We start from the raw sequence: 26,435 nt of genomic DNA on the forward strand, positions 1-26,435 counted from the left end.
ATTTGGAGATGCTTTCGAGTGATTAATATCAAATCAGTACCAAATTATTTCTTGAAGCTTATTCACTCCACGTTCTATCGTCATCTGCTTTTAATAACAACTTTTTGCTGTCAATTAACGATTGTTTGGAATAATCGCCAAACCACGCGCCAATTTGCAAAAATTGTTTTATAAATTCACGCTTATCGTTTGCTTCTACTAAGGTCAGTGCCTGAGCAAATTGTTGCGCAAATTTACTAAGTAGCCTGACACTGTCTTTGTTATCAAAAATAATATCGGCATAAAGTGCAGGGTCTTGAGCAAACAATCGCCCTACCATCGCTAACTCCAATCGGTAAATGGGAGAGCTGAGCGAAACCAGTTGTTTTAAATCAGGGTTTTCGCTGGCTAAATGAGCACCAAAAACAAAACTACAAAAATGCCGCATTACCTGGATAAACACCATAGCATCATCATGATCCTTGGCATCGCTATGCTGTAAAATCGCTCCCCAAATCGTCATTTGTTGTAACAACCACTGGTACTTAGTTTCGTCACGACCATGACAGACCACTACAACTTGTTTAACCAAACTAGGCACATCCGGGCCAAACATGGGATGTAAACCGAGAACAGGACCACTATGGGCGTTTAACATGGCATTAAGTGGTTTTTGTTTCGTACTGGTGATATCCACCAATAAACAGTCTTTAGGCAGGTTTTGCAGACGACTAATAATTTCTTCAGTCATCTGAATCGGTACAGCAACCAAAACTAATCCAGCATCTTCAAAAATAGCATCACTGTTTTGCCAATCGGCTTTTTCAAGTACAGTGACGGAGTAGCCACTTCTTGTAAACATGTCTACAAAGATACGGCCTAAGGCACCTGCTCCACCAACTACCACTATCTTTTTGATCTCGGGATTAGTACAAAGATAATTGACATTTTGCGTATGGTAAGACTCACGCATTATGCGCCTTAGCAAGTCTTCTACTAAGGTTGGCGACACCCCCTGAGCTTCCGCTTGCTCACGTCGCTTGCTGATCAATTCAGCCTCGCGCTCAGGCACATAAATAGGCAAGCCTACACGACTTTTATACTGCCCCACTTGCGCAGTAATTTTTGCCCGTTGTGCCAATAGCTCAACCATTTGACTGTCTATTTTGTCAATTTGTATTCGCAATTCATCGAGCGAGATGCTGGGTTCCGTCATGTTACTTCCTGACCATTATTTATCGTTCATCTTATTTAAGCGCATCGGCAGCACAGTTATCAATTTATCTCTGATGTGATTGATAGTCTCGTCTGTGGAATGCCAATCAATACATCCGTCGGTAATAGAAACGCCGTACTCAAGTTCTTCAGGCTTTTTGCCCTCACTGCTTTGATTACCATGATTTAAATGGCTTTCTAACATTATACCTATTACCGATTGGTTACCCTCTAAGATTTGATTTACCACATTTTGTGCAACCAGCGGCTGACGTCGAAAATCTTTACTTGAGTTGGCATGACTGCAATCGATTACTAAACCGGCGCTTAGCTTCGCTTTTGCCATTTCAGTTTCACAATCGGCCACACATACTGAGTCAAAATTGGGCTGTTTACCACCACGTAAAATAATGTGACCGTCTGGGTTGCCTTGCGTTTGAATTATACTCACTTGTCCATCGCCATTAATGCCCATGAAACTATGACCAGAAGCGGCTGATTGCAGCGCATTAATTGCAATACCTAAACTACCATCCGTGCCATTTTTAAACCCAACGGGCATAGACAAACCACTAGCCATTTCTCGATGGGTTTGTGACTCAGAAGTGCGAGCGCCTATCGCAGACCAACTGAACAATTCAGCGAGATATTGAGGACTAATCGGGTCAAGTGCCTCTGTTGCTACAGGCAGTTCAAGTTCTGCTAACCAAATTAACAGTTCACGTGCTTTACGCAAGCCAGTTTCAATATCAAAGGTGCCATTAATATGCGGGTCGTTGATTAAGCCTTTCCAGCCTACTGTGGTACGAGGTTTTTCAAAATACACTCGCATGACAATATATAAGGTGTCTTTGCATGATTCATGTAACTCTTTCAATTTTAGGGCATATTCTTTTGCCGCCTCGATATCGTGAATTGAACAAGGGCCGCAAATCACTAAAAATCGATGGTCACGACGATGAATAATGTCGCTAATGACTTTACGAGAAGACTGAATAATTTCCAGGGAATGCTGGCTCACAGGAAGCTCAGACTTTAAAACAGAGGGTGTAACTAATACTTGCTCTGAAGTGATGTTTATATTGTTAATACTATCGCGGAACATAAATTACTCTTTACTTTGACTTAGCAATGACTGGGAATTATAGATGAGATACTTGTAAATACTGAGGAAAATCTAACTAACACTAGACCGTACAAAATAATTTACACAATAGAAAAATCTATATCTAAAAACAGGGTTGACTTTTTAACAGGGCAGAGTTTTACATGCAAGCGATTATTCAAATCAGCTGTAAAAAAGCCTTCAGCCGATTGATTTTCGTACAAATTAACACAATCATTTTGATTCTCTACCTTACTCATTCAGTTAGCTCTACTCAAATTTGATAGTGTGCATTGATATCTGGTTATACCAGTAATTCTAAGGCTGGCTTAAGTAGGTTTTTAGTAGGTTAAAGTTAGCTTCAGTTTGTTGGGCTTTTTGTGTTTCGCCGCCTTTGTCTGGATGATGTAAATGCTGATATTTGCGATACACTGTTTTGACTTGCCGTAAATCACTATCAACATCAAGCTCAAAATACTGAAAAGCCGCTTTAACTTCATCAAGAGCAATGGAAACACTTCCCTTTCCCATCGCAGTCCAAAATTGAGTTAATAGTTGTTCTACATCATGACCTGAGGTAGTACTAAAGTTACGCCAATCTAAATAATAGGCTTGCAGACTATCTAATTCGGTCAATCCTTCCTTTTGACTCTGATAAGGCTGCAATTTGATAAGAGTAGAATGGATTTCAATATCGGCGATTTGCTCGTTCAAATATAGACTTCTCAGCTGATATAAACTGTGAAACAAAACAAAGTGACTTTGAAATAATAGTAAAGGCTCTGACAAGCAGTTTTTATCGAACAAAGCAAAAGGTGCTTGTTGCAACAAACCAAACAACTCATATTCGCTCTTACCTTCTGGATATTGCGATAAGATGCTGGCTAGGGCATTTTCTAAATTAGCGTGGCGCAAATCTAGCTCCTTTAATACTTTTTGTTGCTAAGCAAAACGATACAGTCTTGAAATTATTACATAAATTCACCAGCATGTTGGGGAAGGTAAGTAACTAATTCGGATTTAATGCGACGTAGCTAAAAATGAATCATCGAGTGAGGCGCATCGTGTTAAGTTCATTATTTAGCCTCAACATTATTTTGCTCGTAGTACTCGTGTTTTTATCTACATGTTTGGCGTTTGTTTAATCAACGCTAAGGGATAAAATAGGCCTGCACTTTTTTACTTAGCTTAAGTCTGCTGTTGGCTTTTATTGAGGGTGTGTTAAACAGCATCGGGCTATTGGCGGAGCAATTCTTTGATGCTAAGGTGCCAAACATAACTCAACCTATCCATACCTGTCGCCAGCTAAAGTAAAAGACTTTCACAGTGAGCGCAATAATCTTGCTGGAACCCCGCCCACCAAACTATTGGCTGGCACGTTTTTAGTCACCACAGCGCCGGCGGCAATCACTGAATTGTCTCCAATAATCACACCATCGAGTATTTTTACCCCAGCGCCCAACCAAACGTTATTGCCTATCGTAATTTGTCTGGCGCTTTCAATACCTTTTCTACGTTCTAGTGCATCAAGAGGGTGGGTTGCGGTAGAAATAATAACGCCCGGCGCAATCATCACATCATCGCCAATAGTGACGGGGGCGGCATCTAAAATGACCAAACCATGGTTAGCATAAAAATTGTTTCCTACCCGAATATTATAACCATAGTCACAATAAAACGGCGGCTCTATCCAAGCGCTTCCTACTGCACCAAACAAATCTTTAATGATACGGCGCGCGCCTTTTCGATCATCGATATCGTGTTGATTAAAAAGCTGACACTGTTTTTTTGCCTGAGCACGCTCTTGTTGGAGCTGCTTATTGCTCGGAAAATAAGCCAGACCTTGTAACATTTTTTGCTTTTCACTCAATTCGTTTTCAGACATTAGCTAAGTCACCTACCATGGCTAAGGCGAGGGCTTCTGCCACTCTGATACCATCAATGCCTGCCGACCAAATGCCTCCAGCATAACCTGCGCCCTCTCCTGCTGGATACAAGCCTCTTGTATTTATACTTTGATAGTCATCGCCTCGTTTAATACAAATCGGCGAAGACGTACGGGTTTCTACCCCTGTCAACAAACCGTCTTTTTTGGCAAACCCTTTAATTTGCCGATCAAAGGCAGGGATCGCTTCTTGGATTGCTTTTGTCACATAGTCAGGCACAACCTTACTCAGATCAGTTAGGGTAATACCTGGGGTATAAGAGGGTTTAACATCGCCCAACTCACTACTGGCTTTGCCTGTTAAAAAATCACCAATCAATTGAGCAGGCGCATGGTAATTTTCGCCCCCTACTTGATACGCTAATGCTTCTAATTGGCGCTGCAAAGCAATACCTGCCAGAGGATGGCCTGGGTAATCTTCTTCAGGGGTAATGCCCACCACGATAGCACTATTGGCATTGCGTTCATGCCGCGAGTACTGGCTCATACCATTAGTGACCACTCTGCCCTCTTCAGAGGCCGCAGCAACAACGGTACCACCGGGGCACATACAAAAGCTGTAGACAGTACGGCCATTATGACAATGATGAACCAATTTATAATCAGCCGCCCCCAATATTGGATTACCGGCGTTGTCACCAAAGCGGCAACTATCAATCATTGATTGTTCGTGCTCAATTCTAAATCCGATAGAAAAAGGCTTAGCTTCAATATAAACACCTTGCTCATACAACGTTTCAAAGGTATCTCGCGCACTATGGCCAATGGCTAAAACCACATGCTTGCTGGCTAAGTAATCTCCTGTTGATAAGTGCAAACCTTTTAACTGTCCTGCCTGAATGTCCAGTTTTTCAACTCGAGTACTAAACCGGATTTCACCACCTAAGGCAATAATGTTGGCTCGCATTTTTTCGACCATATTAACCAGCTTAAAGGTACCTATATGGGGCTTACTGACATACATGATTTCTTCTGGTGCACCGGCGGCAACAAACTCGTGCAGCACCTTACGGCCATAATGTTTACGATCTTTAACCTGACTGTACAATTTTCCGTCTGAAAATGTACCTGCCCCACCTTCACCAAACTGCACATTAGATTCAGGATTTAAAGGCTGTTTACGCCAGAATCCAAAGGTATCTTTAGTGCGTTCACGGACAGCTTTTCCTCTTTCTAACACAATAGGTTTAAAACCCATTTGGGCTAATATTAATGCAGCAAACAAACCACAAGGCCCTAATCCTACTACTACAGGTCTGGCGCTTAATGTTGCGGGCGCTTGTGCGACAAATTTATAACTCATGTCAGGCGTGACACGTACGTGCTGATCTTTAACAAATTGTCGAAGTAACGCGTCTTGTTCCCTCACTTCAACATCAAAAGTGTAAATCAATTGAATGTCTTTTTTATTGCGAGCGTCGTAGGCCCGTTTAAAGACATCAAAGGAAAGTAATTGCGCCTTACTAATTTTTAATTTATCTAAAATGGCCTGTTCAAGCGCAGCTTGATCATGATTTAAAGGTAATTTAACTTCAGTAAGACGTAACATAAAAAATCCAAATAGAAAGGCCGGACAGCCTATCTGTCAGGGCATCACTATTTTAAGCCAGCTTGAGCGTATAAGGTAGGCTAAATGATCATCTTAGGCATATTTAAGCTAAAGTGCCTTGTGTTTTCACATAGCTACTTTATGATCTTAGGCATAGTAACTGAGCAACACATTTCGTATTCTAATTATGACCTTTGTAGTGACCGACAATTGTATAAAATGTAAATACACTGACTGCGTGGCAGTATGCCCTGTAGACGCTTTTTTTGAAGGAGAAAACTTTTTAGTTATTGATCCAGATATATGCATTGATTGCGCATTATGTGTACCAGAGTGTCCTGCAGATGCTATTTTTCAAGATACTCACCTAAATGAAGAACACCTGCCCTATCTGAGTATCAACGCTGAATTATCAAAAGTTTGGCCAAACATAATTGAATTGAAAGCGCCGCCTGAAGATGCGGACGAATGGAATGGTGTGAAAAACAAATTATCTATGTTGCTACCATAAACAACACAGTAAAACTCATAAAGCAAAAACCCGCCAATGGCGGGTTTTTTTATAAGTTAACGGTAACGCGAAATTAATTTTAGTTAAGCTTTTCTTTGATACGTGCAGAACGACCAGAACGGTCACGCAAGTAATAAAGTTTAGCACGACGAACATCGCCACGACGTTTCACTTCAATAGAACTGATTGCCGGGCTGTGTGTTTGAAATATACGCTCAACACCTTCGCCGTCAGAAATCTTACGAACTGTAAAAGCAGAGTGTAGGCCACGGTTACGCTTAGCGATTACAACGCCTTCGTAGGCCTGAAGACGCTCTTTTTCGCCTTCTTTTACGCGTACTTGCACAACTACTGTGTCACCAGCGCCAAACGCAGGAACATCAGTTTTAAGCTGAGCTTCTTCAATTTTCTTGATGATATCTTGATTAACTTTACTCATCATATCCTCTCATCCTAGATTAACTGTCGTTTTGCTGCAGAACTTGTCGCTGGTATTCAGCTAACAAACGTTGCTGCTCCTCAGTCAGAGCTAGGTCGTTTAATAATTCAGGGCGTCGTAGCCAGGTTCTACCTAACGACTGTTGTAAACGCCACTGCCTGATTTTGTCGTGATCACCACTTAACAACACCTTAGGAACCAGCTTTCCGTCGAGATTTTCAGGCCGAGTATAATGGGGACAATCGAGCAAACCGTCGCTAAACGAATCTTGCTGAGCCGATTGTTCATGCCCAAGTACACCTGGCACCAACCTCGATATCGCATCCATTAAGATCATTGCTGGTAATTCGCCACCACTTAACACGTAATCACCAATTGACCATTCCTCGTCAACTTGGCTTTGGATTACCCGTTCATCAATACCCTCGTATCGACCGGCAACTAGTATCAAACTTGTATTTTCAGCAAGCTCTCTTACACCAGCTTGATCCAGCTTTTTCCCTTGTGGAGAAAGATAAATCACTTTCGTTTTTTCTCCTGCAGCAGTTTTTGCTGCAAGAATTGCGTCTTTTAAAGGCTGAACCATCATCAGCATGCCAGGTCCGCCACCATAAGGCCGGTCATCTACAGTTCGGTGTTTGTCATGAGTAAAATCACGAGGATTAAAACACTCAACTTGCACCTTGCCGTTTTTCACGGCTCGCCCTGTAACACCTTGCTGGGTAAACATCTGCAACATTTCTGGAAACAGCGTGACTACCGCAAACTTACGTTGTTCGTCCTGAGATTGTGACTGCATTAAAACGCAGGATCCCAATCAACTTTGATGGTTTTCGCCTCACGATCCACTTGTTTGACAACTTGGTCAAGCAAGTAAGGGACCATGCGTTCTTTTTGACCAAAAGCATCATTTAAATTGGCTTTAATCAACATTACGTCGTTTGCGCCCGTTTCAAATAATTCTTTTACCACACCCAAGCTGTAACCTTGTTCCGTTACGACTTGCATGCCGACTAACTCACGCCAATAAAAATCATCATCCGCCAATTGAGGTAGCTGTTGTGCTTTAATTGAAATTTCAAGATTTTTGATGCTTTCCGCATCATCTCGAGTTTCAACCCCAACCAGCTTGGCAACTAGACCTTTATTGTGGGTTCGCCACTGGTCAACAACATATTCTTTTAGCTCTTGCCCTTGACCTAAAAGCCAAGGAGAGTAAGCAAACACGCCGTCTTGTTCATGGGTATAAGTGGTAATCTTGACCCAACCTTTAACACCATAAGGTGCACCGATTTTGCCAACAACCAATGTGTCAGACGAGTGACTCATTTAACCCTCTATCTTGTTTTGCAACAGCAATTAAGCTGCTACTTTTTGAGCGTCTTTTACCAAGCGAGATACGCGCTCAGATAAGCTTGCGCCTACCCCAACCCAGTACTCAACACGGCCAAGGTCTAAGCGTAAACGCTCTTCAGAACCTTGTGCAGTAGGATTGAAAAAGCCTACTTTTTCAATGAAACGACCATCGCGTGAACGACGGCTGTCTGCCACTACCACTTGATAAAATGGACTCTTTTTTGCACCACCACGCTGTAAACGAATAGTAACCATATTTGCCTCAAACTCGTTGTAGCGTTAACGTTAACTTAATGTACCTTTTAAACAGGCATTTATTGCCAGATAAAAGGACGCGGTATTGTACGGATCTGAGCATCTAATGCAAGCCTTTCTCACGCTTCAGGCTTCAGTAAATTAGAAATTTAATGGGAAGATACTTAACATTTTAAATTTAAGCAGGAATAACGCAGAGCTCACTACTGAAAAATCTGAACGAGGGGCGGTAAAAGTAAAAATCGAATCCTCAAATTAACTCAGTCACTGTTTAGCATTCAGAGCTAAAAGTAATGTTATGAATCAATTTTACAAAATGAAAAAGGGCCGCAACGTATTACCGTTACAGCCCTTCATTTATATGGTGCGGATGGAGGGACTCGAACCCTCACAAGCTATGCTCACCACCCCCTCAAGATGGCGTGTCTACCAATTCCACCACATCCGCGTATAAAAACTTTTAGTTTGGAACGTCTGCTGCTTCGTTTTGTTCTGCTGCGATTGGCACATCGCTTGTTGACTCAGTTACTGTCGCTGGTACATCAGAATCGATTGCAGGTTCAACTACTGCAGGAACATCGATATTTTGCCAATCATCCAAACTTTTTTCTTTGTCTGCTGTTTGGCTACCTAAGATAAGGCTGATAACAAAAAACAAAGTGGCCAATATTGCCGTTGTGCGCGTTAAGAAATTTCCAGATCCGGTTGAACCGAATACCGTATTTGAGCCGCCACTACCGAATGAAGCGCCCATATCTGCGCCTTTACCTTGTTGGATTAAAACAAATCCAATCAACATGATGGCTACGATTACATACACAACGATTAAAATTTCGTAAAACATTTTTTGCCTCTATTGCTTTGCTGCTAAGCAAATACTTAAAAAATCTTCTGGATCTAAACTAGCACCGCCAATTAATCCACCATCTACGTCTTGCTGACTAAATAACTCTTTGGCATTACTGCCTTTGACACTACCGCCATATAAAATTCTAATTTTTTCGGCGATATCGCTGTTCTTTTTGGCTAGATGCTCACGTAAAAAATGATGAACTTCTTGCGCTTGTGCTGGACTGGCCGTTTTACCCGTACCTATTGCCCAAATTGGTTCATACGCTAAAACAAGCTTTGAAAATTCATTAACGCCGATTTCTTGCACAACTGCGTCAATTTGTTCTGCTAAAAAAGCAAAAAGATTGCCACTGTCTCTAATTTCTTCCGTTTCACCCACACACAAAATGGGCGTTAAATCAGCTTCTAGCGCTTTTTTAACTTTCGATGCAACAACATCATTTGTTTCAGCATGTCCGGCCCGTCTTTCTGAATGACCAACAATGACATACTGGCAACCACACTCTTTCAGCATGGATGCGGCGATCTCTCCAGTATGAGCACCACCATCAAACTGGCTCATATTTTGAGCCCCTAGTGCGTTCAGACCACCAAACATACCTAAATATGGAAAGGGCGGACAGATAACAACCTCAAGGTGTGCCAAATCAGCAGTCGCTAGACTATCTTCAAGTAGTTGGATTAACGGTTTGTTTCCGTTCATTTTCCAGTTACCAGCAACGATGGGTTTACGCGTTGAATTTTGCACTATCATTCCTTAGGCCGCTTATAAAAAAGCGCGCGAGATATTAACCAACAGAACCTAAATATACAAGCACCAAGCTTGATATTTAAGTTCTAAAACGCTTATTCGATTACTTTACGTACAGCATCGGCTATATATTCAGCCCATTGACTGGACGCACCTGCATCATGTGCTTCAACCATGACACGAATTAACGGCTCTGTACCACTTTTTCTGAGTAGAACTCGGCCTTTGTCTCCAAGATTTTTTTCAGCCTCGGCGGCAGCTTGTTGAACTAGTACATGTTCAAGAGGATCTTGACCGTCAGTAAATCTGATATTAAGCAACGTTTGCGGATATTTTTCCATTCCTCTTGCTAACTCGTTCAAGGTCATGTGTGCCCGTAACATTGCAGCCAATACTTGCAAACCAGCTATAATACCATCGCCTGTTGATGCAGCAGCCAAATTAAGAACATGCCCGGAACTCTCTCCGCCAATAGACCATCCTTTTTGTTGCAGTAGTTCCATCACATATCTGTCACCCACTTTACTACGTACAAACGGCACACCTAGCGTAGCCAGAGCCACTTCTAGGCCTAGGTTACTCATTACCGTCCCAACCACCCCGCCTTTTAATTGCCCTGATTTGAGCACATCACGGGCAATCATGTATACAATTTGATCACCGTCGAGCACGTTCCCTTTGTGATCTACCAACATTAAACGGTCACCATCACCATCTAAAGCAAAACCAAGATCCGCTTGATGCTCAAGTACACTTTCAGTGACAGCTTTCATTGAGGTCGCACCAACCTTCTTATTAATATTGAGTCCGTTTGGCTCAGTACCGATTTCGATAACTTCAGCGCCTAATTCACTCAACACATTTGGTGCAATGTGATACGTGGCACCATGGGCGCAATCAACCACTATTTTCAAGCCTTTTAGTGACAACTCAGAGGGAAAGTTACCCTTACAAAATTCTATGTAACGGCCTGCTGCATCATTGATTCGACTGGCTTTACCCAACTTATCAGAGGCTACGCATTCCATCGGTTTTTCCATTTGGGCTTCGATGGCTAACTCGATATCGTCGTCCAGCTTCATGCCATCAGCCGAAAAAAACTTAATACCGTTATCATAATAAGGATTATGTGAAGCGCTGATCACGATGCCTGCTTCACATCTAAATGTTTTGGTTAGATACGCGATTGCTGGGGTAGGCATCGGACCTAATAAACCAATACTGATCCCTGCAGCAGATAAACCTGCTTCTAATGCTGATTCCAACATGTAACCAGAAATACGGGTATCCTTACCAATAAGTACTTTATTAGTGCCCTGCCCGGCCAATACCTTACCGGCAGCCCACCCTAACTTCATAACAAATTCAGGGTTAATTAAACTTTCGCCCACTTTGCCCCGAATTCCATCAGTGCCAAAATACTTTCTATCGCTCATCACGATTATCCTTATAGGTGTTCATTGTTGTTAAAATTTTAATCGCATCGACTGTTTCTCGAACATCATGGACTCGAATTATTTGTGCCCCTTGCTGCACGGCTAACAATGCTCCGCTGATACTGCCCGCTAAACGCTCATGCACAGGTCTATTAATAACCTCACCGATCATGGTCTTTCTTGACAAACCAATCAGCATACCCGCCCCCAGATGCTTTAACTTAGCTAAGTTGGCTAATAGCTGGTAGTTGTGCGCAAGTGTTTTACCAAAGCCAAAACCTGGATCTATCAATATATCTTGATGCGCAATACCCGCCTCTATACATTGACTTATCCTTTTTTGTAGAAAGTCAGTGACATCACTGACCACATTCTGATAATTCGGAGACATTTGCATAGAGCGAGGTTGACCTTGCATATGCATTAAACAGACAGGAATTTGGGCGTGGGCAGCGGCCTTTAATGCCTCATCTTCTTGCAGAGCCCTTACATCGTTAATCAATCCAGCTCCTGCCTTTACCGCTGCTTTCATGACTTCAGCTTTGCTGGTATCAACAGAGACAACAGTATCAAAACGCTGCTTAAGCGCTTCAATAATAGGTACAACGCGGTCGAGCTCTTCTTGCACAGAAACAGGTTTAGCGCCAGGACGAGTAGACTCTCCCCCAACATCAATAAAACTAGCCCCTGATTCAATCATTCGCTGAGCTTGGCGTATCGCCTCATCGGCCAGAACAAAGGCACCACCGTCGGAAAAGGAGTCAGGTGTAACGTTGAGAATACCCATCACTTTGGGGCTAGATAAATCTACAAATTTATCGTTAAACTGCATCGATAATGTATGTCCATTGTCTAAATATTTTGAGTTTCAGTTAATAAAAAACGCTTTGAGGGTATAACCCTCAAAGCGTTTAATTAATCCATTTAAAGCGATTAACTCGTTGCATCACCTGGCTTGCCAACTGGCGTTGATGGTTTATCTTGTTTCTTTTCACCATCCACTACAGTCGCACCACCTGTGGGCTTGTTACTGTCGTTTTTCTTTTCGTCCTTTACCCAATCAGCAGGAGGACGCACTTCACGTCGAGCCATCAAATCTTCAATCTGCAATGCATCAATCGTTTCGTATTTCATTAAGCAATCTTTCATCGCTTCCAAAACGTCTCGGTTTTCGGTGAGAATTTTTTCAGCACGTGCATAGTTGCGGTTGATGATGTCTTTCACTTCTTCATCAATGGCTAACGCTGTTTGGTTAGACATTCTTAATGATTTTGAAGAAGAACGGCCTAAGAATACTTCACCCTCTTCTTCCGCGTACAATAATGGACCCATTTTTTCAGACAAGCCCCATTGCGTCACCATTTTGCGAGCTAAATCACTTGCACGTTCAATATCATTTGATGCACCAGTGGTAACACCTTCATTGCCAAGTGTCATTGCTTCGGCGATTCGACCACCAAACAAACTTGAGATCATACTCTCCAAATGACGTTTGCTGTGGGAATACCTATCTTGCTCAGGTAAATACATGGTCACACCCAGTGCTCTGCCGCGAGGTATGATTGATACTTTATAAACAGGATCATGCTCAGGTACTAATTTGCCTACGATAGCGTGGCCCGCTTCATGATAAGCCGTATTAGTTTTCTCTTCCTCAGACATCACCATGTTTTTTCGCTCAGAGCCCATCATGATTTTATCTTTGGCTTTATCAAACTCTTCCATCGAAACAACACGCTTACCAGTACGAGCAGCAAATAGAGCAGCTTCGTTGACTAAGTTTGCTAAGTCAGCACCAGAGAAACCAGGAGTTCCACGAGCGATGACGGCCGGTTCAACATTATCGCCACAAGGCACTTTACGGATATGCACTTTTAATATTTGCTCACGACCACGAATATCGGGCAAGCCTACGATTACTTGACGGTCAAAACGACCAGGACGCAGTAATGCAGGATCTAATACGTCTGGACGGTTAGTCGCTGCTATGACGATGATCCCTTCGTGACCTTCAAAACCATCCATCTCAACCAACATTTGATTCAATGTTTGCTCACGCTCGTCATGACCGCCGCCTAAACCGGCACCACGTTGACGACCAACCGCATCAATTTCGTCGATGAAAATGATACAAGGTGCAGACTTTTTAGCTTGCTCGAACATGTCACGAACACGAGATGCACCGACACCCACAAACATTTCAACGAAATCTGAACCAGAAATAGTAAAGAAAGGGACTTTTGCTTCACCAGCAATGGCTTTAGCCAACAAGGTTTTACCTGTTCCAGGAGGACCAACCATCAAAACACCTTTAGGGATCTTACCGCCAAGTTTTTGAAATTTACTTGGGTCGCGCAAGAAATCTACCAGTTCTGATACGTCTTCTTTGGCTTCGTCACAACCAGCTACATCAGCAAACGTTGTTTTTATTTGATCTTCACCCAGTAAGCGCGCTTTACTCTTACCAAAAGACATTGCACCACGGCCACCGCCGCCTTGCATTTGACGCATGAAGAATATCCACACCCCGATGAGTAAGATCATGGGGAACCACGAAATAAAGATAGTCGTTAGGATTGATGATTCTTCAGGTGGCTTACCGAAAACCGCAACATTGTTTTCAACCAAGTCATCCATCAGTTTCATATCAAGATAAGGAATATAGGTAACAAACTCTTCGCCGTTACGCTTTACACCACTTATTGCACCTGAATCTTTGTCAATGGTGGCACTGTTAATATTGCCAGACTTAACCTCACTTAAAAAACGTGTGTAATCTGTCTGTACCTTGCTTGTTTCATTGCCTGAAAAATTTTGGAATACAGACATCAGTACTACCGCAATTACCAGCCATAAAATTAAGTTCTTCGCCATATCGCTCAAGTTAATTAACCTCTATTGTTTCAATTCTGCTGAGTCTGAACACAGACCATCAGGTTACTATAATTTATAGCCCGTCGCTACCAGATAAACTTCTCGTGAGCGTGCTCTTGAAGACTCAGGCTTACGAGTTTTGACCACAGTAAACGCTTGTTTAACCGCTTTGAAATATTCATCAAAGCCTTCACCCATAAACACTTTTACGATAAAACTGCCGTTACGTTTCAATACTTGATGACACATGTCCAACGCAAGTTCGACCAAATACATTGACTTAGCTTGATCAGCTGCGTCGTTGCCACTCATATTGGGCGCCATGTCAGACATAAGGACATCTACGTTTTTACCGCCAATTTTGTTCAATAATTCGTTTAATACCGCTTCTTCTCTAAAATCACCTTGTAAAAACTCAACGCCAGCCAGTGAATCCATCGCCAAAATATCACAGGCGACAACAATACCGTCGTCCCCAACAAGGTTAGCGGCATACTGAGACCAACCGCCAGGCGCCGCACCTAAATCGACTACGGTCATACCCTCTCTGATCAAATTGTCTTTCTGATGAATTTCTTCAATCTTAAACACAGCTCTAGAGCGTAAACCTTGCTTTTTGGCTTGTTGTACGTATTTGTCTGCAAAATGTTCTTGCAGCCAACGACTACTGCTAGCCGATTGTTTTTTCTTTGTCATTGATTTGCGTTGATATTAGGAATAACCGAGTTATGGCGTTAGAATAGCGCTTTTCAACCATTCGTATTGAATAATTTTGTAAGAAATATTACACCATGACTTTATCAAATAAACAAAAGCAACATTTAAAAGGCTTAGCGCATTCGCTAAAACCTGTAGTGCAATTAGGACAACATGGCCTGACAGAAGGTGTGTTAGCCGAAATCGAAGGCGCCTTAGCTCATCACGAGTTAATAAAAGTTAAAGTACCAACAGATGACAGAGAAGAAAAAAAATTGATTATGGATACTATCGTTCGCGAAACTAAATCGATCAAACTTCAGGTGATTGGTCACATCTTGATTATTTATCGACAAAGCGATGATAGGAAAATTGAGTTACCTAAAAAGTAGTCTCACAAACTTACGACGCCAAAAGTTAAATTGGATACTGAGATAAAAACCTCAGTATCCATTCGTTTTTAGTGCTGATGCCCACCGTCACCGTGAGCGTGACCATGTTCCAGTTCTTCTTCAGTTGCGGCTCGAACGTTTACGACTTCTAATTCAAATTGTAAGGTTTTGCCCGCCAGTGGATGGTTTGTATCGACGGTTGCCATAAACTTACCCACTTTGACAATCGTGACTTGTCTTTGGCCTTGATCGGTGTTCACAACCGCTGACATTCCAGCAGACCATTTCTTAGCACCTTGTAGGTGTTTAACCGAAACCCGTTGTTCACTATTTTCCAGTAATTCACCAAAGGTCTCACTGGCAGGTAATTCAACAGAAAGCTTATCTCCTGCCTGCTTGCCTTCTAAGCTTTTTTCAATGCCTGGCATCATGCCGTTATGACCATGTAAGTAGGCTACTGCTGCTTGCTCACCGTTACTTTCTACTTCCGTCCCATCAAGCTCTTTGATGACATAATTAAATTGAACAACACTGTCTTTGGTAATTTGCATGATTCTACACTTTGCGATTGAGTTAAGGTTTTAAAACGCAGAATAGTAGCAGATCCGGCTTAAAAAGCAGTAAGCAGACGTAAGTAATTTCTTATTCAAACAGAATATATTTTTAATTGTCTACCCGACATTTGCATTTAAGGCGGCTGGCAGCTCTTATCAATCCTCGCCGCCACTGACAATATTGGCGATATTCAATAAATTGAGCACCGCAGTGTAATTAATCGAACCTTTGGGATAACGGCCTTTACTATTAAGTTGACCTGCTTCTTTATTCATTAACAATTCTAAGGCTTGTTCCACCGTTTCCACAGCATATATATGAAACTTACCGCTTTTTACCGCCGCGATAATTTCTTTATCTAACATCAAATTTATCTGATTTGATTTGGGAATAATCACGCCCTGCTTGCCACTTAACTCTCGGTGTTGGCAGAGCTTAAAAAAACCTTCAATTTTCTCATTTACGCCGCCCACTGATTGCACCTGGCCGTATTGATTAATTGAACCTGTAATGGCTAAATCTTGCCGAGCAGGTATTTTGGTTAAGGCAGAAATTAAAGCAATCAGTTCAGCAAGCGAGGCGCTGTCGCCGTCGATATGGCCATAGGATTGTTCAATGGCAATATTAGCCGATAACGTTAAGGGAAATAATTGCGCATACTTATGACCTAAATACCCCGTTAGTAAAAGAACCCCTTTTGAGTGAATTGGCTGACCAAGTTCAACTTCGCGTTCAATATCTACTACGCCACTTGAGCCCGCATAAACAGTTGAGGTGATACGAGCGGGGGTACCAAACATGCAATCACCCACTTCTAATACGGTCAATCCATTGACTTTACCTACATCAACACCGTCGGTGGCAATCAGTATTTGCCCTTGTTTGATATCATCTAACACAGCTTCACTGACTCTGCCAGTTCGATAGGTTTTCGCTGCCAGCGCAGATTCTATATGCGTCACATCAAGTTGGGTAACGCCAGCCTTGCGACAAAAATAAGCGGCTTCATGTAACAACTCAATGACTTCAGAAAAGCGGGCGGAAAGCCTATTTTGGTGCTCAGCCAAGCGAAGACTAAATTCAACTAAGCGATACATCGCTTTGGCAGATATATCACTCAGGCCTAATGTTGTAACTTGGTTGCGTACTCGACCAACAAAATCAAATAGATTTTTCTTTTCAAGGGGTATTTCATGGTCAAAATCGACCAATACCCTAAAGAGTTCGTAAAACTCATCATCGTATTCTTGCAAGGTATAATACAAATCTCTTGAGCCCAACAATACTACTTTAACGTTGATGGGTATTTGTTGTGGATTTAAGGTGATTGAATTAACCATACCTGTATCATGTTGCGGTATATCCATTTTTAACATGCCTGATTTCAGCACCAGTTTTAAGGTTTCCCAAGCAAATGGCTGTTCTATGAGCTTATCAACGTCTAACAATAAATAACCTCCGTTGGCCTTGTGCAACGCACCGGGGCGTATCATACGGTAGTTAGTGTAAACCGAACCTTGAACGTTGGTGTACTCAATACGCCCAAAGAGATTTTGGTGTGATGGATTGGGCTCGTATATCAGTGGAGCGCCATCATTTATAGCATGAGACACCAAAATATTCGGGAGGTATTGCTCTTCCAGTACGGTGCGCCTATCAAAATCATCACTGCGCTCGTCGGACTTTTCATCTTTTTTTTCCTCAGCAAGTAATTCAACAATGGTTTCTACCAAGTGCGGCTTTAGTTGGCGGAGGAATTTAAGAATGGCAAGATCAGCCGCATATTTATGTTCTAACTTTTTTAATAGGGGCTTTATTCCCTGCTCTGCTGTGGCGTTTTTTAAGGCTCTTAACTTTTCAGATGATGCACGCTTCCATTTTGGCAGCTCTATTAATGCCTCACTTAAACTGTCTTCTAACTCATCGATAAGTTTGTAAAAGTGAAGGCGTTGCTCTTCGCCCAACTCGGCAAAATCTTTGTCAGTCAGAATGTTGCCATCAACCACAGGTGAAAAAGTGATCACTCCACCTTCTTCGAATAAGCTCACTCCTTTACGCTGAGCAAGTGACTCTACCTCATCTATGGCTTTGTCATAGCCTTGTTCAAATTCACGGGCAATAGCCGCTTTTTTGCGTTGATAACCTGGGTTATCAAATGCCGCCGGAAAAGTATCAAGCAATTCATCGAGTAAGGTATTGAGCTCTTTATATAAGCGCTTACTTTCGCCAGCAGGGAGCCTTAGGGCAAAAGGTTCACGCTCATCTTCAAAATTATTGATATAACACCAATCGTCTGGGGTTTCGGTATTGGTAACGTACTTATCAATATATTCGCGCACTAAAGTAAAGCGACCGGTTGCTTGCTCCCCCATTACATATAGATTGTAACCTCTGGCATTAATGTCCAAACCAAAAGCAAGTGCATCGCGAGCCCGATCTTGTCCTATAAAAGTAGAGTTGAGCGCATTATTATCTTTTAAGGCTTGATTGATAAGACGACGACTAGGTTTAGCCGACAACTGCTGCAAAGTTAACGCATGTTGGTTAAGCATAATGTCCATTTACTACAAAATTTTGCGTAGTGAAACGCGGATTAAAGGAGGTGTCAAACACAAAGCAAGTATTGTAACTCGATTTTTAAAACATTTAAAAAATACCTGCTTTAAAATAATGTAGAACAAAAACTGAAAACTAATTAATCTGCACAAAACCGCACAAAATTTGCGCAGTTAAACACGAATAGCTGACTCATGACCAAAAACATCGAATTAAGCGCTCCTAAACCTGCTTAAGCTATTGTTTATGTTAGTAGCGCTAAGGTATTCTAACAGGCTAAATTTTCATTTTTATCAACGCCGCGGAAGTCTTTTTTAATGGCACAAAAACAATACCAACCTCAACAAATTGAAAAAGAGGTACAAGCATTCTGGGAAAGCAATAACACTTTTAAGGCTGTTGAACAGCCAGAAAAAGAAAAGTTTTATTGTTTATCTATGTTTCCATACCCTAGTGGTCGCTTGCACATGGGCCATGTGCGTAATTATACCATCGGTGATGTCATTAGCCGTTTTCAGCGCATGCAAGGTAAAAATGTATTACAACCTATGGGTTGGGATGCCTTTGGTTTACCCGCTGAAAACGCCGCAGTAAACAATAATACCGCGCCAGCCAAATGGACCTATGCCAACATCGAATATATGAAAACCCAGCTCAAGTCTTTGGGCTTTGGTTATGATTGGGATAGAGAAGTCGCTACTTGCAAACCTGATTACTATCGTTGGGAACAGTGGTTTTTTACTCGCCTGTATGAAAAAGGCTTGGTTTATAAAAAAAATTCTACGGTAAATTGGGATCCCATCGACCAGACGGTTCTTGCTAACGAGCAAGTGATCGACGGTCGAGGCTGGCGCTCTGGTGCCCTAGTTGAACAAAAAGAAATTCCGCAGTGGTTTATCAAAATCACTGATTACGCTGAAGAGCTGGTGAATGACCTTGAACAGCTAACTGAATGGCCTGACCAAGTACGTACCATGCAAAAAAATTGGATTGGTCGTTCCGAAGGTGTGGAAATTACTTTTGACTTAGTTAACGCCGTTGCCGGAGCCACCTCGTTTGATGTTTATACAACTCGCCCAGATACCCTTTATGGTGTGACCTATGTGGCAGTAGCGGCCCAGCACCCTATCGCCCTCGAAGCAGCCAAAGACAACATTGAATTGGCGCATTTTATTGACGAGTGTAAAAACACCAAGGTTGCTGAGGCAGAATTAGCCACCATGGAGAAAAAAGGCTGCGCGACAGGTTACTACGCAATTCACCCTCTTACCGGTGAAAACGTGCCAATTTGGGTCGCAAACTTTGTGTTGATGGGATATGGCTCAGGTGCAGTGATGGCAGTTCCTGGTCATGATCAACGAGATTGGGAATTTGCGACTAAATACCATCTTACTATCAAACAAGTCATTACCTCACTCGAGACTGACACCATTATAGATTTAGGCAAAGCAGCCTTCACTGAAAAAGGCTTATTGGTTAATTCACAAGAATATGATGGACTCAACTCGGCTGAAGCTTTTGAACAGATTGCGACTAAGCTCACAGAGTTAGGCAAAGGTAAAAAAACAGTTAACTATCGTTTACGTGATTGGGGCGTTTCAAGACAACGCTATTGGGGCACACCCATCCCAATGTTAAATCTTGAAGACGGCCAAGCGGTACCTGTACCTGCTGAGCAATTACCGGTTGTGCTGCCTGAAGATGTGCAAATGAATGGGGTTATCTCCCCTATTAAGGCCGATCCACAATGGGCGAAAACGCAATACCAAGGCCAAAACGCCTTACGAGAAACCGACACCTTTGACACCTTTATGGAATCATCTTGGTACTACGCTCGTTATGCGTGTGCTCAAAATGACCAAGCTATGTTAGATCCAAGTCAAGCCAACTATTGGTTACCTGTTGATCAATACGTGGGTGGTATTGAACATGCGATTTTACACTTATTGTATTCACGGTTTTTTCACAAATTATTACGTGATGAAGGACTAGTAGAATCAGACGAGCCGTTTAAACGCTTACTGTGTCAAGGCATGGTATTAGCTGATTCGTTTTATCGTGAGGACGAAACTGGCAAACAAGTCTGGTACTCACCTGCTGATGTGATCAGTGAAAAAGATGACAAAGGTCGTATTGTACGTTCAGTATTGGCCGCTGACGGTCAAGAAGTCAAACACGGCGGCATGACCAAAATGTCGAAGTCAAAAAATAATGGTATCGACCCTCAGCAAGTTATTGATGTTTATGGCGCGGACACCATTCGTGTATTTACTATGTTTGCCGCACCACCGGAACAAACCCTCGAATGGATTGATTCTGGGGTTGATGGCTCACATCGTTTCGTTAAGCGTCTATGGAACCTAACACAAGAGCATCTTGAATTAGGTGAGGTAGCCACTTTAGATGTAGCGTTACTCACAGCAGAACAAAAAAATCTGCGCCGCTTAGTGCATAAAACCATTGAGAAAGTGACCGATGACGTAGGCCGTCGTCAAACCTTTAACACCGCAGTGGCTGCAATTATGGAATTGCTCAATCATTTGCAAAAGGCGCCACAGGTTGAAGCCCAAGATAAAGCGGTAGTACGTGAAGGTATCAATGCCATCGTATTGTTACTTGCCCCTATCGCCCCACATATTTGTCATGTTTTGTACAAAGAGCTTGGGTTTGATGGCGATATTGAGACAGCAGCTTGGCCAGTAGTTGATGCCGCTGCCTTAGTTGAAGACGAAAAATTGGTGGTTGTGCAAGTTAACGGTAAAGTAAGAGCTAAAATTACCATTGCCGCCGATGCGACGCAGGAACAAGTGGAGGCTTTGGGTTTACAAGAACACAATGTGGTTCCTTTTGTTGAAGGTAAGACGATACGTAAAGTGATCTATATACCTGGCAAATTACTTAACATCGTCGCAAATTAAATAAAGGTAAATATTCGGTGCTAGTTACGCTTTTTAAAGGTTTTATCGCCGGGGGATTGTTAATTGCCCTGACCGGTTGTGGTTTCAGCCTGCGCGGAGCGTTCCATTTGCCCGCAGAGATCCAGACTGTGCAGTTAAGCTCAGTGGCGCACAATGCGTCGCTCGAGCGCGCCTTGGCCAAACGATTAAAACCCTATAGGTTGCAGATGGTAGATAATAGTGGCGCGACTGCAGACTTAACTATCACCTTGTTGCCCGATGAATTAGATCGCCGTTTACTCTCGCTGTTTCAAACAGGTCAAGTTGCCGAATACGAGTTAGTCTATACCGTGAAATATCAGCTGCAATTTGCCCACAGTGAGATGCAAGCAATTGAGTTTACGGTTACCCGCGAATATCAGGATGATCCTGACGCAGTATTGGCTAAATCTCGAGAATTAGATCTGGTTTTAGGCGAAATGCGTCAACAAGCAGCCGATCGCATTATTCGCCAAATATCGACCAGTTACCCACACCGCAACGCTAACTCGCCGTTGTAATGCAAGTTTATCCCAACCGATTAAAAGCGGCTTTAGCGCAGCGTTTAACGCCATTTTATATGGTGTTTGGTGATGAACCCCAGCAAAAAATGGAAACGCTACAAGCCATTCGTGAAGTGGCGTTACGACAAGGCTTTGATGAGCGACAATCGCTTACGGTTGATAGCCAATTTAATTGGAATAACTTAGTTGAAGCCACACAGACCCTGTCCCTGTTTTCGAGTAAGCAATTTATTGAGCTTGAATTGCCCACAGGCAAACCCGGTACTGAAGGCAGTAAAATACTCAGCATGCTTGCCACGCAAAGTAGTGACGATTTACTCGTTGTGATCCATGGCGCTAAAATTGGTAAGGATGTGCAATCGAGTAAGTGGTTTAAGCTACTAGATAAAAATGGGGTATATGTCCCCTGTTACCCACTTGAAGGTAACTCGCTGCAGCAATGGCTAAGCCAGCAGATGCATACAGAAGGCTTGCAGGCGTCAAAAGAAATATGTCAGTTATTGGCAGACTATTGTGAGGGAAACCTACTCGCTGCTAAACAAGAGGTGCAAAAACTCGCTTTGTTGTATCCCGCCGGTAATCCTTCCTTAGAACAAGTCGAACAAGCCGTGGTGGACCAAAGTCGCTTTACCGTGTTTCATCTAATTGATGTATTGTTAGCGGGCGATGCTCAAAAAGCCTTAAAAATGCTCTATCGACTGGAAAGTGAAGGCATCGAGCCTACGATTATTTTGTGGGCTCTGACTCGTGAATGGCAAACCATACAAGCCTTGTTGTTTGCTCAACAAACTGGCCAAGCATTAAATTGGAATCAACATCGTATATGGGGTAATCGTCAGGCCTTGTACTTATCAGCACTTCAACGTCTAGATTTAGCGCAAATGCACGCCTTACAGAAAAAACTGACTACCCTTGATTTTGCCATCAAGCAGTCGCAAATTTTGAGGCCTTACGTCGAACTGTGCCATTTATGCCTTATGTTTATTCCGTTTAATCTTGAGGCCTTTCCTCTTGATTATGGATTGAGTGATTGATGTCACTCGCTCCCGCTATTGGCTTATTTGGCGGTACGTTTGACCCCATTCATAACGGCCATATAGAGCCTGTTATGGCGGCGGCCAAGCAGGTCAATTTGCAAACAGTTGCTCTAATGCCAAACTACTTACCAGCCCATAAAGCGCAAGCCATGAGCAGCAGCGCCCAGCGCCTAGACATGATAAAACGGGTGTGTGATACCTACCCTTTATTTTATCCAGAGCCTTGGGAAATAGAACAAGCTCGTGTCACTTATAGCGTTGACACTCTAAGCGCATTTAGAGACCGCCATCCTAATTCCCCTATCTGTTTTTTTATCGGCACAGATTCACTTAATTCATTACCAACGTGGCATCGCTGGGAAACGCTATTGAACTTATGCCACTTTATTGTGTGTAAACGAAACAGTGAGACAACAAAAAAACCGACAACTGAGCAGCAGAAAATTGTCGCTGATTTATTACGCAAACATCAAACGACTGAGCCTGCTTCACTGCATCGAACATTGGCTGGCCACATTTACTTAGCCGATACGCCAGAAGTGAACGTATCCTCTACCAAAATAAGAGCCTTAATCGCCCAAGGATACCGTCCTCACGAAATGCTGCCTGAGTCGATTTTACAGTACATCGAATACACTAAGTTATATCAGCCTAAGAGCAATATCTGATAAACTACCCACTTAATTTAAATTTGTAAGGAATATCTTTGGACCATCAACAATTAAAAGCATTTGTCATCGAGAAAATAGAAGACCTTAAAGGTCGAGACATAGTTGATCTTGATGTCGCAGAAAAATCATCGGTCACTGAAACTATGGTAGTGTGCTCAGGTAACTCTAAACGTCATGTTGTTTCTATCGCCGAAAATATTATCGTTGAAGCAAAATTGGCCGGAAACCCTCCACTAGGTATTGAAGGTCGTGATACCGGTGATTGGGTGTTGGTTGATTTAGGGGATGTCATTGTGCATGTTATGCAAGACGAGGCCCGTGATTTTTATCAATTAGAAAAACTCTGGGGTTAAAAAACCTTGGTGAATATTTTCGTTAGTCTGCAGTCGTAATGCGAATTCAGCTTATTGCCGTTGGTCAAAAAATGCCTGCTTGGGTAGAACAAGGGTTTCAGGAATATCTGCGACGTTTTCCCAGTGATATGCCACTTGGACTAACAGAAATACCAGCAGGAAAACGAGGCAAAAATGCAGATATTAAACGCATTTTGCAAAAAGAAGGCGAACTGACCTTAGCCGCTATCCCTAAAGGCAACCGGATTGTCACATTGGAAGTCAATGGTGCAAGTTGGGACACCCCTAAACTGGCCAGCCAGATGGAAAAGTGGCAAATGGACGGGCGGGACGTTAGTCTTCTTATTGGAGGTCCAGAGGGGCTTGCACCAGAATGTATTCAAGCCGCGGAACAAAAGTGGTCATTGTCGAGTCTGACCTTACCTCACCCACTTGTTCGAATTGTAGTGGCAGAGAGTTTATATCGAGCTTGGTCAATCAATAATAATCATCCCTATCATAGAGAATAGTTTTGCCTACACCGCGTATTATCATTAAAGACCATACGGCTGAGGCCAACTTATTTGCCAGACGCAGCGTGATCGCCATTTTGGTTATTTTTGTCATGATCGCAATCGTTTTGACTAATCTACATTACCTGCAGGTCACCCGATTTGAAGACTACCAAACCCGGTCAAATGGTAATCGCATTAAGGTGCTGCCTGTCGCCCCTAATAGGGGCTTAATCTACGATCGCAACGGCATTCTCTTGGCTGAAAATTTACCCGTATATAGCATTGAAGTGATTCCAGAAGAAATCACTAATTTAGACGCAACCCTGGCTGAATTGCAGCAGCTTCTCGCACTAGAAGATGACGAAATAGCAGATTTTAAACAGGATTTGAAACGCCAACGTCGTTTCAAACCCGTCACCTTGCGAAATCGATTATCACCAGAAGAAGTCGCGTTGTTTTCTGCCCATCAACATAAGTATCCCGGTGTATCAGTCGAAGCACGGTTAGCCCGTCACTATCCCTTTGGTGAAGCCCTAACCCATGCTCTGGGCTATGTAGCTAAAATTAACAAAGCTGATTTACAAAAATTATCTGAAGCAGGACAAGAAGCCAACTATGCAGCGACTTACGATATCGGCAAGTTGGGCATAGAAAAATACCATGAAGAACTCTTGCATGGTCAAGTGGGTTATCAAGAAGTTGAAGTAAACAGTAAGGGCCGAATTATTAGGACCTTAGATTTTGAACCGCCTATTCCAGGCAAAGATCTAGTGCTGAATATTGATATAAATTTGCAGCTAGAAGCCATGCGCGTGTTTGCAGGTGAACGAGGCTCCGTTGTTGCCATCGATCCTCGTGATGGAGGCGTGTTAGCCCTTTACAGTAGCCCAAGCTACGACCCCAATTTATTTGTCCACGGAATAAGCAGCAAAGAATATAAAAAGCTCCTTTCTTCGAAAGACCGTCCTCTTATCAACCGTGCCACACAAGGTCAATATCCACCGGCCTCTACGGTAAAACCGATGCTTGGTTTACTCGGTTTAGAGGAGAAACTCATCACACCTGATTACAAAATACACGATTTGGGTCGTTACAAATTAAACAACGTTGAGCGAATATGGCGTGACCACAATAAGTGGGGGCATGGTTGGGTGAATATCACAAAAGCGATTGAAGTTTCCTGTGATACCTATTTTTACGACTTAGCCTACCGCTTAGGAATTGATCGCATCAGTGAAAGTATGAATGAATTCGGTTTTGGTGATTATACCGGCGTTGATCTACACGAAGAATCTGATGGACTGATGCCAAGTAGAGGTATCGTTAAAGCCATGTTTAACCGCCCCTGGTACATAGGCGATACCATTAATGTCGGTATCGGACAAAGTTATTGGACCGCCACGCCTATTCAGTTAACTCAGGCAATTACTGACCTAGCAAATAGAGGCCGCAGACTGATACCACAAATATTGCGAGGCAACATGGTGGATAACCAACTTGAGCTAGAGCCGCTTAAGGAACGCCGCCCCATAGAAGTAAAAAACAAACAAAATTGGGATGTTATTCTAGATGCGATGTACGGCACGGTAAATCGGGCAGGCAGTGCATTTAAGGCATTTGCGAATACTCATTATACCTCAGCCGGTAAAACCGGAACTGCACAATTAGTTACCATAGGCCAAAACGAAAAATACGATGCCAGTAAGTTATCGGAAGAGAACCGCGACAATGCTATGTATGTGGGCTATGCCCCCTATGATAAACCGCAAATTGTGATGACCATAGTGCTTGAAAACGCAGGACACGGCGGAGCACAGGCTGCGCCTATAGCCCGCGCTATGATGGATTATTATTTCAAAGATCAAGTTTTCCCTGAACATACTGTCATTGATTATCCACCTGTTACTAAGGTTTCTGAGCAATCATCTACAGCAACAAGAGCGGCGGATTAATC

26 protein-coding genes and 1 tRNA gene are annotated in these 26,435 nt (G+C 42.7%); 9 read left to right on the forward strand and 18 right to left on the reverse strand.

What is annotated here, in order from left to right:
* Window positions 1-58: 58 nt before the first annotated feature.
* The 5 genes from tyrA to NWQ57_RS07220 all read right to left on the reverse strand — a co-directional run bounded on the left by tyrA (window position 59) and on the right by NWQ57_RS07220 (window position 5,793).
* On the reverse strand, window positions 59-1,195 hold the full coding sequence (gene tyrA / locus NWQ57_RS07200) for a bifunctional chorismate mutase/prephenate dehydrogenase (protein ID WP_306021466.1): 1,137 nt from the start codon (window positions 1,193-1,195) through the stop codon (window positions 59-61).
* 15 nt (window positions 1,196-1,210) lie between these two features.
* A complete protein-coding gene (locus tag NWQ57_RS07205) occupies window positions 1,211-2,299 on the reverse strand; it encodes a 3-deoxy-7-phosphoheptulonate synthase (RefSeq protein WP_306021467.1) in 1,089 nt (362 codons plus the stop codon).
* A gap of 318 nt (window positions 2,300-2,617) precedes the next feature.
* A complete protein-coding gene (locus NWQ57_RS07210) occupies window positions 2,618-3,214 on the reverse strand; it encodes a DNA-J related domain-containing protein (protein WP_306021468.1) in 597 nt (198 codons plus the stop codon).
* Between the two features lie 406 nt (window positions 3,215-3,620).
* On the reverse strand, window positions 3,621-4,184 hold the full coding sequence (locus NWQ57_RS07215; RefSeq protein ID WP_306021469.1) for a sugar O-acetyltransferase: 564 nt from the start codon (window positions 4,182-4,184) through the stop codon (window positions 3,621-3,623).
* Window positions 4,177-5,793 (reverse strand): NAD(P)/FAD-dependent oxidoreductase, encoded by a 1,617-nt coding sequence (locus NWQ57_RS07220; protein WP_306021470.1) that lies wholly within the window; start codon window positions 5,791-5,793, stop codon window positions 4,177-4,179. The genes NWQ57_RS07215 and NWQ57_RS07220 overlap by 8 nt, the downstream gene beginning before the upstream one ends.
* A 187-nt stretch (window positions 5,794-5,980) precedes the next feature.
* On the opposite strand from NWQ57_RS07220, the gene fdxA reads away from it, so the two are divergent.
* Entirely contained in the window at window positions 5,981-6,304 is a 324-nt protein-coding gene (gene fdxA, locus NWQ57_RS07225; protein WP_306021471.1) for a ferredoxin FdxA, read from the forward strand.
* Window positions 6,305-6,383: 79 nt separating this feature from the next.
* Here fdxA and rplS read toward each other — a convergent pair whose 3' ends face one another.
* The 11 genes from rplS to rlmE form a co-directional block, all read right to left on the reverse strand.
* Window positions 6,384-6,743, reverse strand: a complete 360-nt coding sequence (gene rplS, locus NWQ57_RS07230; protein ID WP_306021505.1) for a 50S ribosomal protein L19 — start codon at window positions 6,741-6,743, stop codon at window positions 6,384-6,386.
* 19 nt (window positions 6,744-6,762) lie between these two features.
* Window positions 6,763-7,542, reverse strand: coding sequence for a tRNA (guanosine(37)-N1)-methyltransferase TrmD (trmD, locus tag NWQ57_RS07235; RefSeq protein WP_306021472.1), 780 nt, complete (start codon window positions 7,540-7,542; stop codon window positions 6,763-6,765).
* Complete coding sequence (gene rimM, locus NWQ57_RS07240; RefSeq protein WP_306021473.1) at window positions 7,542-8,072, reverse strand: ribosome maturation factor RimM; 531 nt, start codon at window positions 8,070-8,072, stop codon at window positions 7,542-7,544. Before rimM ends, trmD begins: the two co-directional genes overlap by 1 nt.
* Before the next feature lie 30 nt (window positions 8,073-8,102).
* Window positions 8,103-8,354 carry a 30S ribosomal protein S16 gene (gene rpsP, locus NWQ57_RS07245; protein ID WP_306021474.1) on the reverse strand — a complete coding sequence of 84 codons (252 nt, stop codon included), beginning with the start codon at window positions 8,352-8,354 and terminating at the stop codon, window positions 8,103-8,105.
* A 362-nt stretch (window positions 8,355-8,716) separates the two neighbouring features.
* Window positions 8,717-8,802, reverse strand: a tRNA-Leu gene (locus NWQ57_RS07250).
* A gap of 12 nt (window positions 8,803-8,814) precedes the next feature.
* Window positions 8,815-9,198, reverse strand: a complete 384-nt coding sequence (gene secG, locus NWQ57_RS07255) for a preprotein translocase subunit SecG (protein WP_306021475.1) — start codon at window positions 9,196-9,198, stop codon at window positions 8,815-8,817.
* A 9-nt stretch (window positions 9,199-9,207) separates the two neighbouring features.
* Window positions 9,208-9,954 (reverse strand): triose-phosphate isomerase, encoded by a 747-nt coding sequence (gene tpiA, locus NWQ57_RS07260; protein WP_306021476.1) that lies wholly within the window; start codon window positions 9,952-9,954, stop codon window positions 9,208-9,210.
* A 98-nt stretch (window positions 9,955-10,052) separates the two neighbouring features.
* Complete coding sequence (gene glmM / locus NWQ57_RS07265; RefSeq protein WP_306021477.1) at window positions 10,053-11,393, reverse strand: phosphoglucosamine mutase; 1,341 nt, start codon at window positions 11,391-11,393, stop codon at window positions 10,053-10,055.
* On the reverse strand, window positions 11,383-12,225 hold the full coding sequence (gene folP / locus NWQ57_RS07270; RefSeq protein ID WP_306021478.1) for a dihydropteroate synthase: 843 nt from the start codon (window positions 12,223-12,225) through the stop codon (window positions 11,383-11,385). The genes glmM and folP overlap by 11 nt, the downstream gene beginning before the upstream one ends.
* Window positions 12,226-12,326: 101 nt before the next feature.
* Window positions 12,327-14,276 (reverse strand): ATP-dependent zinc metalloprotease FtsH, encoded by a 1,950-nt coding sequence (ftsH, locus tag NWQ57_RS07275; RefSeq protein WP_306021479.1) that lies wholly within the window; start codon window positions 14,274-14,276, stop codon window positions 12,327-12,329.
* 57 nt (window positions 14,277-14,333) lie between these two features.
* Entirely contained in the window at window positions 14,334-14,963 is a 630-nt protein-coding gene (gene rlmE, locus NWQ57_RS07280) for a 23S rRNA (uridine(2552)-2'-O)-methyltransferase RlmE (RefSeq protein WP_306021480.1), read from the reverse strand.
* A 95-nt stretch (window positions 14,964-15,058) separates the two neighbouring features.
* Here rlmE and yhbY point away from each other — a divergent pair, with 95 nt between their 5' ends.
* Window positions 15,059-15,355 (forward strand): ribosome assembly RNA-binding protein YhbY, encoded by a 297-nt coding sequence (gene yhbY / locus NWQ57_RS07285; protein WP_306021481.1) that lies wholly within the window; start codon window positions 15,059-15,061, stop codon window positions 15,353-15,355.
* A gap of 68 nt (window positions 15,356-15,423) precedes the next feature.
* Here yhbY and NWQ57_RS07290 read toward each other — a convergent pair whose 3' ends face one another.
* Together NWQ57_RS07290 and NWQ57_RS07295 are read right to left on the reverse strand one after the other, a co-directional pair.
* Window positions 15,424-15,906 (reverse strand): peptidylprolyl isomerase, encoded by a 483-nt coding sequence (locus NWQ57_RS07290; protein ID WP_306021482.1) that lies wholly within the window; start codon window positions 15,904-15,906, stop codon window positions 15,424-15,426.
* A gap of 159 nt (window positions 15,907-16,065) precedes the next feature.
* On the reverse strand, window positions 16,066-18,462 hold the full coding sequence (locus NWQ57_RS07295) for a Lon protease family protein (RefSeq protein ID WP_306021483.1): 2,397 nt from the start codon (window positions 18,460-18,462) through the stop codon (window positions 16,066-16,068).
* A gap of 321 nt (window positions 18,463-18,783) precedes the next feature.
* Between NWQ57_RS07295 and leuS the strand changes: the two genes are divergently transcribed.
* The 7 genes from leuS to mrdA are packed head-to-tail and all read left to right on the forward strand — an operon-like array spanning window position 18,784 to window position 26,433.
* A complete protein-coding gene (leuS, locus tag NWQ57_RS07300) occupies window positions 18,784-21,384 on the forward strand; it encodes a leucine--tRNA ligase (RefSeq protein WP_306021484.1) in 2,601 nt (866 codons plus the stop codon).
* A gap of 17 nt (window positions 21,385-21,401) precedes the next feature.
* Entirely contained in the window at window positions 21,402-21,923 is a 522-nt protein-coding gene (lptE, locus tag NWQ57_RS07305; RefSeq protein WP_306021485.1) for an LPS assembly lipoprotein LptE, read from the forward strand.
* Window positions 21,923-22,960 (forward strand): DNA polymerase III subunit delta, encoded by a 1,038-nt coding sequence (gene holA / locus NWQ57_RS07310; RefSeq protein ID WP_306021486.1) that lies wholly within the window; start codon window positions 21,923-21,925, stop codon window positions 22,958-22,960. Before lptE ends, holA begins: the two co-directional genes overlap by 1 nt.
* The gene (gene nadD, locus NWQ57_RS07315) at window positions 22,960-23,631 is read left to right on the forward strand and encodes a nicotinate-nucleotide adenylyltransferase (protein ID WP_306021487.1); all 672 of its coding nucleotides are present in this window, start codon (window positions 22,960-22,962) and stop codon (window positions 23,629-23,631) included. Before holA ends, nadD begins: the two co-directional genes overlap by 1 nt.
* Before the next feature lie 38 nt (window positions 23,632-23,669).
* Window positions 23,670-23,987, forward strand: a complete 318-nt coding sequence (rsfS, locus tag NWQ57_RS07320; protein ID WP_306021488.1) for a ribosome silencing factor — start codon at window positions 23,670-23,672, stop codon at window positions 23,985-23,987.
* 38 nt (window positions 23,988-24,025) lie between these two features.
* On the forward strand, window positions 24,026-24,496 hold the full coding sequence (gene rlmH / locus NWQ57_RS07325) for a 23S rRNA (pseudouridine(1915)-N(3))-methyltransferase RlmH (protein ID WP_306021489.1): 471 nt from the start codon (window positions 24,026-24,028) through the stop codon (window positions 24,494-24,496).
* A gap of 2 nt (window positions 24,497-24,498) precedes the next feature.
* Window positions 24,499-26,433 (forward strand): penicillin-binding protein 2, encoded by a 1,935-nt coding sequence (mrdA, locus tag NWQ57_RS07330; protein WP_306021490.1) that lies wholly within the window; start codon window positions 24,499-24,501, stop codon window positions 26,431-26,433.
* Window positions 26,434-26,435 lie beyond the last annotated feature (2 nt).

It is taken from the genome of Paraglaciecola sp., from assembly GCF_030730205.1.
Lineage (GTDB): Bacteria > Pseudomonadota > Gammaproteobacteria > Enterobacterales > Alteromonadaceae > Paraglaciecola.

Excerpts from the sequence above, each read along its gene's own strand:
- tyrA (WP_306021466.1), bottom strand. The coding sequence starts at position 1,195 with ATGACGGAACCCAGCATCTCGCTCGATGAATTGCGAATACAAATTGAC.
- NWQ57_RS07205 (WP_306021467.1), bottom strand. The coding sequence starts at position 2,299 with ATGTTCCGCGATAGTATTAACAATATAAACATCACTTCAGAGCAAGTA.
- NWQ57_RS07215 (WP_306021469.1), bottom strand. The coding sequence starts at position 4,184 with ATGTCTGAAAACGAATTGAGTGAAAAGCAAAAAATGTTACAAGGTCTG.
- NWQ57_RS07220 (WP_306021470.1), bottom strand. The coding sequence starts at position 5,793 with ATGTTACGTCTTACTGAAGTTAAATTACCTTTAAATCATGATCAAGCT.
- fdxA (WP_306021471.1), top strand. The coding sequence starts at position 5,981 with ATGACCTTTGTAGTGACCGACAATTGTATAAAATGTAAATACACTGAC.
- rplS (WP_306021505.1), bottom strand. The coding sequence starts at position 6,743 with ATGAGTAAAGTTAATCAAGATATCATCAAGAAAATTGAAGAAGCTCAG.
- trmD (WP_306021472.1), bottom strand. The coding sequence starts at position 7,542 with ATGCAGTCACAATCTCAGGACGAACAACGTAAGTTTGCGGTAGTCACG.
- rimM (WP_306021473.1), bottom strand. The coding sequence starts at position 8,072 with ATGAGTCACTCGTCTGACACATTGGTTGTTGGCAAAATCGGTGCACCT.
- rpsP (WP_306021474.1), bottom strand. The coding sequence starts at position 8,354 with ATGGTTACTATTCGTTTACAGCGTGGTGGTGCAAAAAAGAGTCCATTT.
- secG (WP_306021475.1), bottom strand. The coding sequence starts at position 9,198 with ATGTTTTACGAAATTTTAATCGTTGTGTATGTAATCGTAGCCATCATG.
- glmM (WP_306021477.1), bottom strand. The coding sequence starts at position 11,393 with ATGAGCGATAGAAAGTATTTTGGCACTGATGGAATTCGGGGCAAAGTG.
- folP (WP_306021478.1), bottom strand. The coding sequence starts at position 12,225 with ATGCAGTTTAACGATAAATTTGTAGATTTATCTAGCCCCAAAGTGATG.
- rlmE (WP_306021480.1), bottom strand. The coding sequence starts at position 14,963 with ATGACAAAGAAAAAACAATCGGCTAGCAGTAGTCGTTGGCTGCAAGAA.
- yhbY (WP_306021481.1), top strand. The coding sequence starts at position 15,059 with ATGACTTTATCAAATAAACAAAAGCAACATTTAAAAGGCTTAGCGCAT.
- NWQ57_RS07290 (WP_306021482.1), bottom strand. The coding sequence starts at position 15,906 with ATGCAAATTACCAAAGACAGTGTTGTTCAATTTAATTATGTCATCAAA.
- NWQ57_RS07295 (WP_306021483.1), bottom strand. The coding sequence starts at position 18,462 with ATGCTTAACCAACATGCGTTAACTTTGCAGCAGTTGTCGGCTAAACCT.
- leuS (WP_306021484.1), top strand. The coding sequence starts at position 18,784 with ATGGCACAAAAACAATACCAACCTCAACAAATTGAAAAAGAGGTACAA.
- holA (WP_306021486.1), top strand. The coding sequence starts at position 21,923 with ATGCAAGTTTATCCCAACCGATTAAAAGCGGCTTTAGCGCAGCGTTTA.
- nadD (WP_306021487.1), top strand. The coding sequence starts at position 22,960 with ATGTCACTCGCTCCCGCTATTGGCTTATTTGGCGGTACGTTTGACCCC.
- rlmH (WP_306021489.1), top strand. The coding sequence starts at position 24,026 with ATGCGAATTCAGCTTATTGCCGTTGGTCAAAAAATGCCTGCTTGGGTA.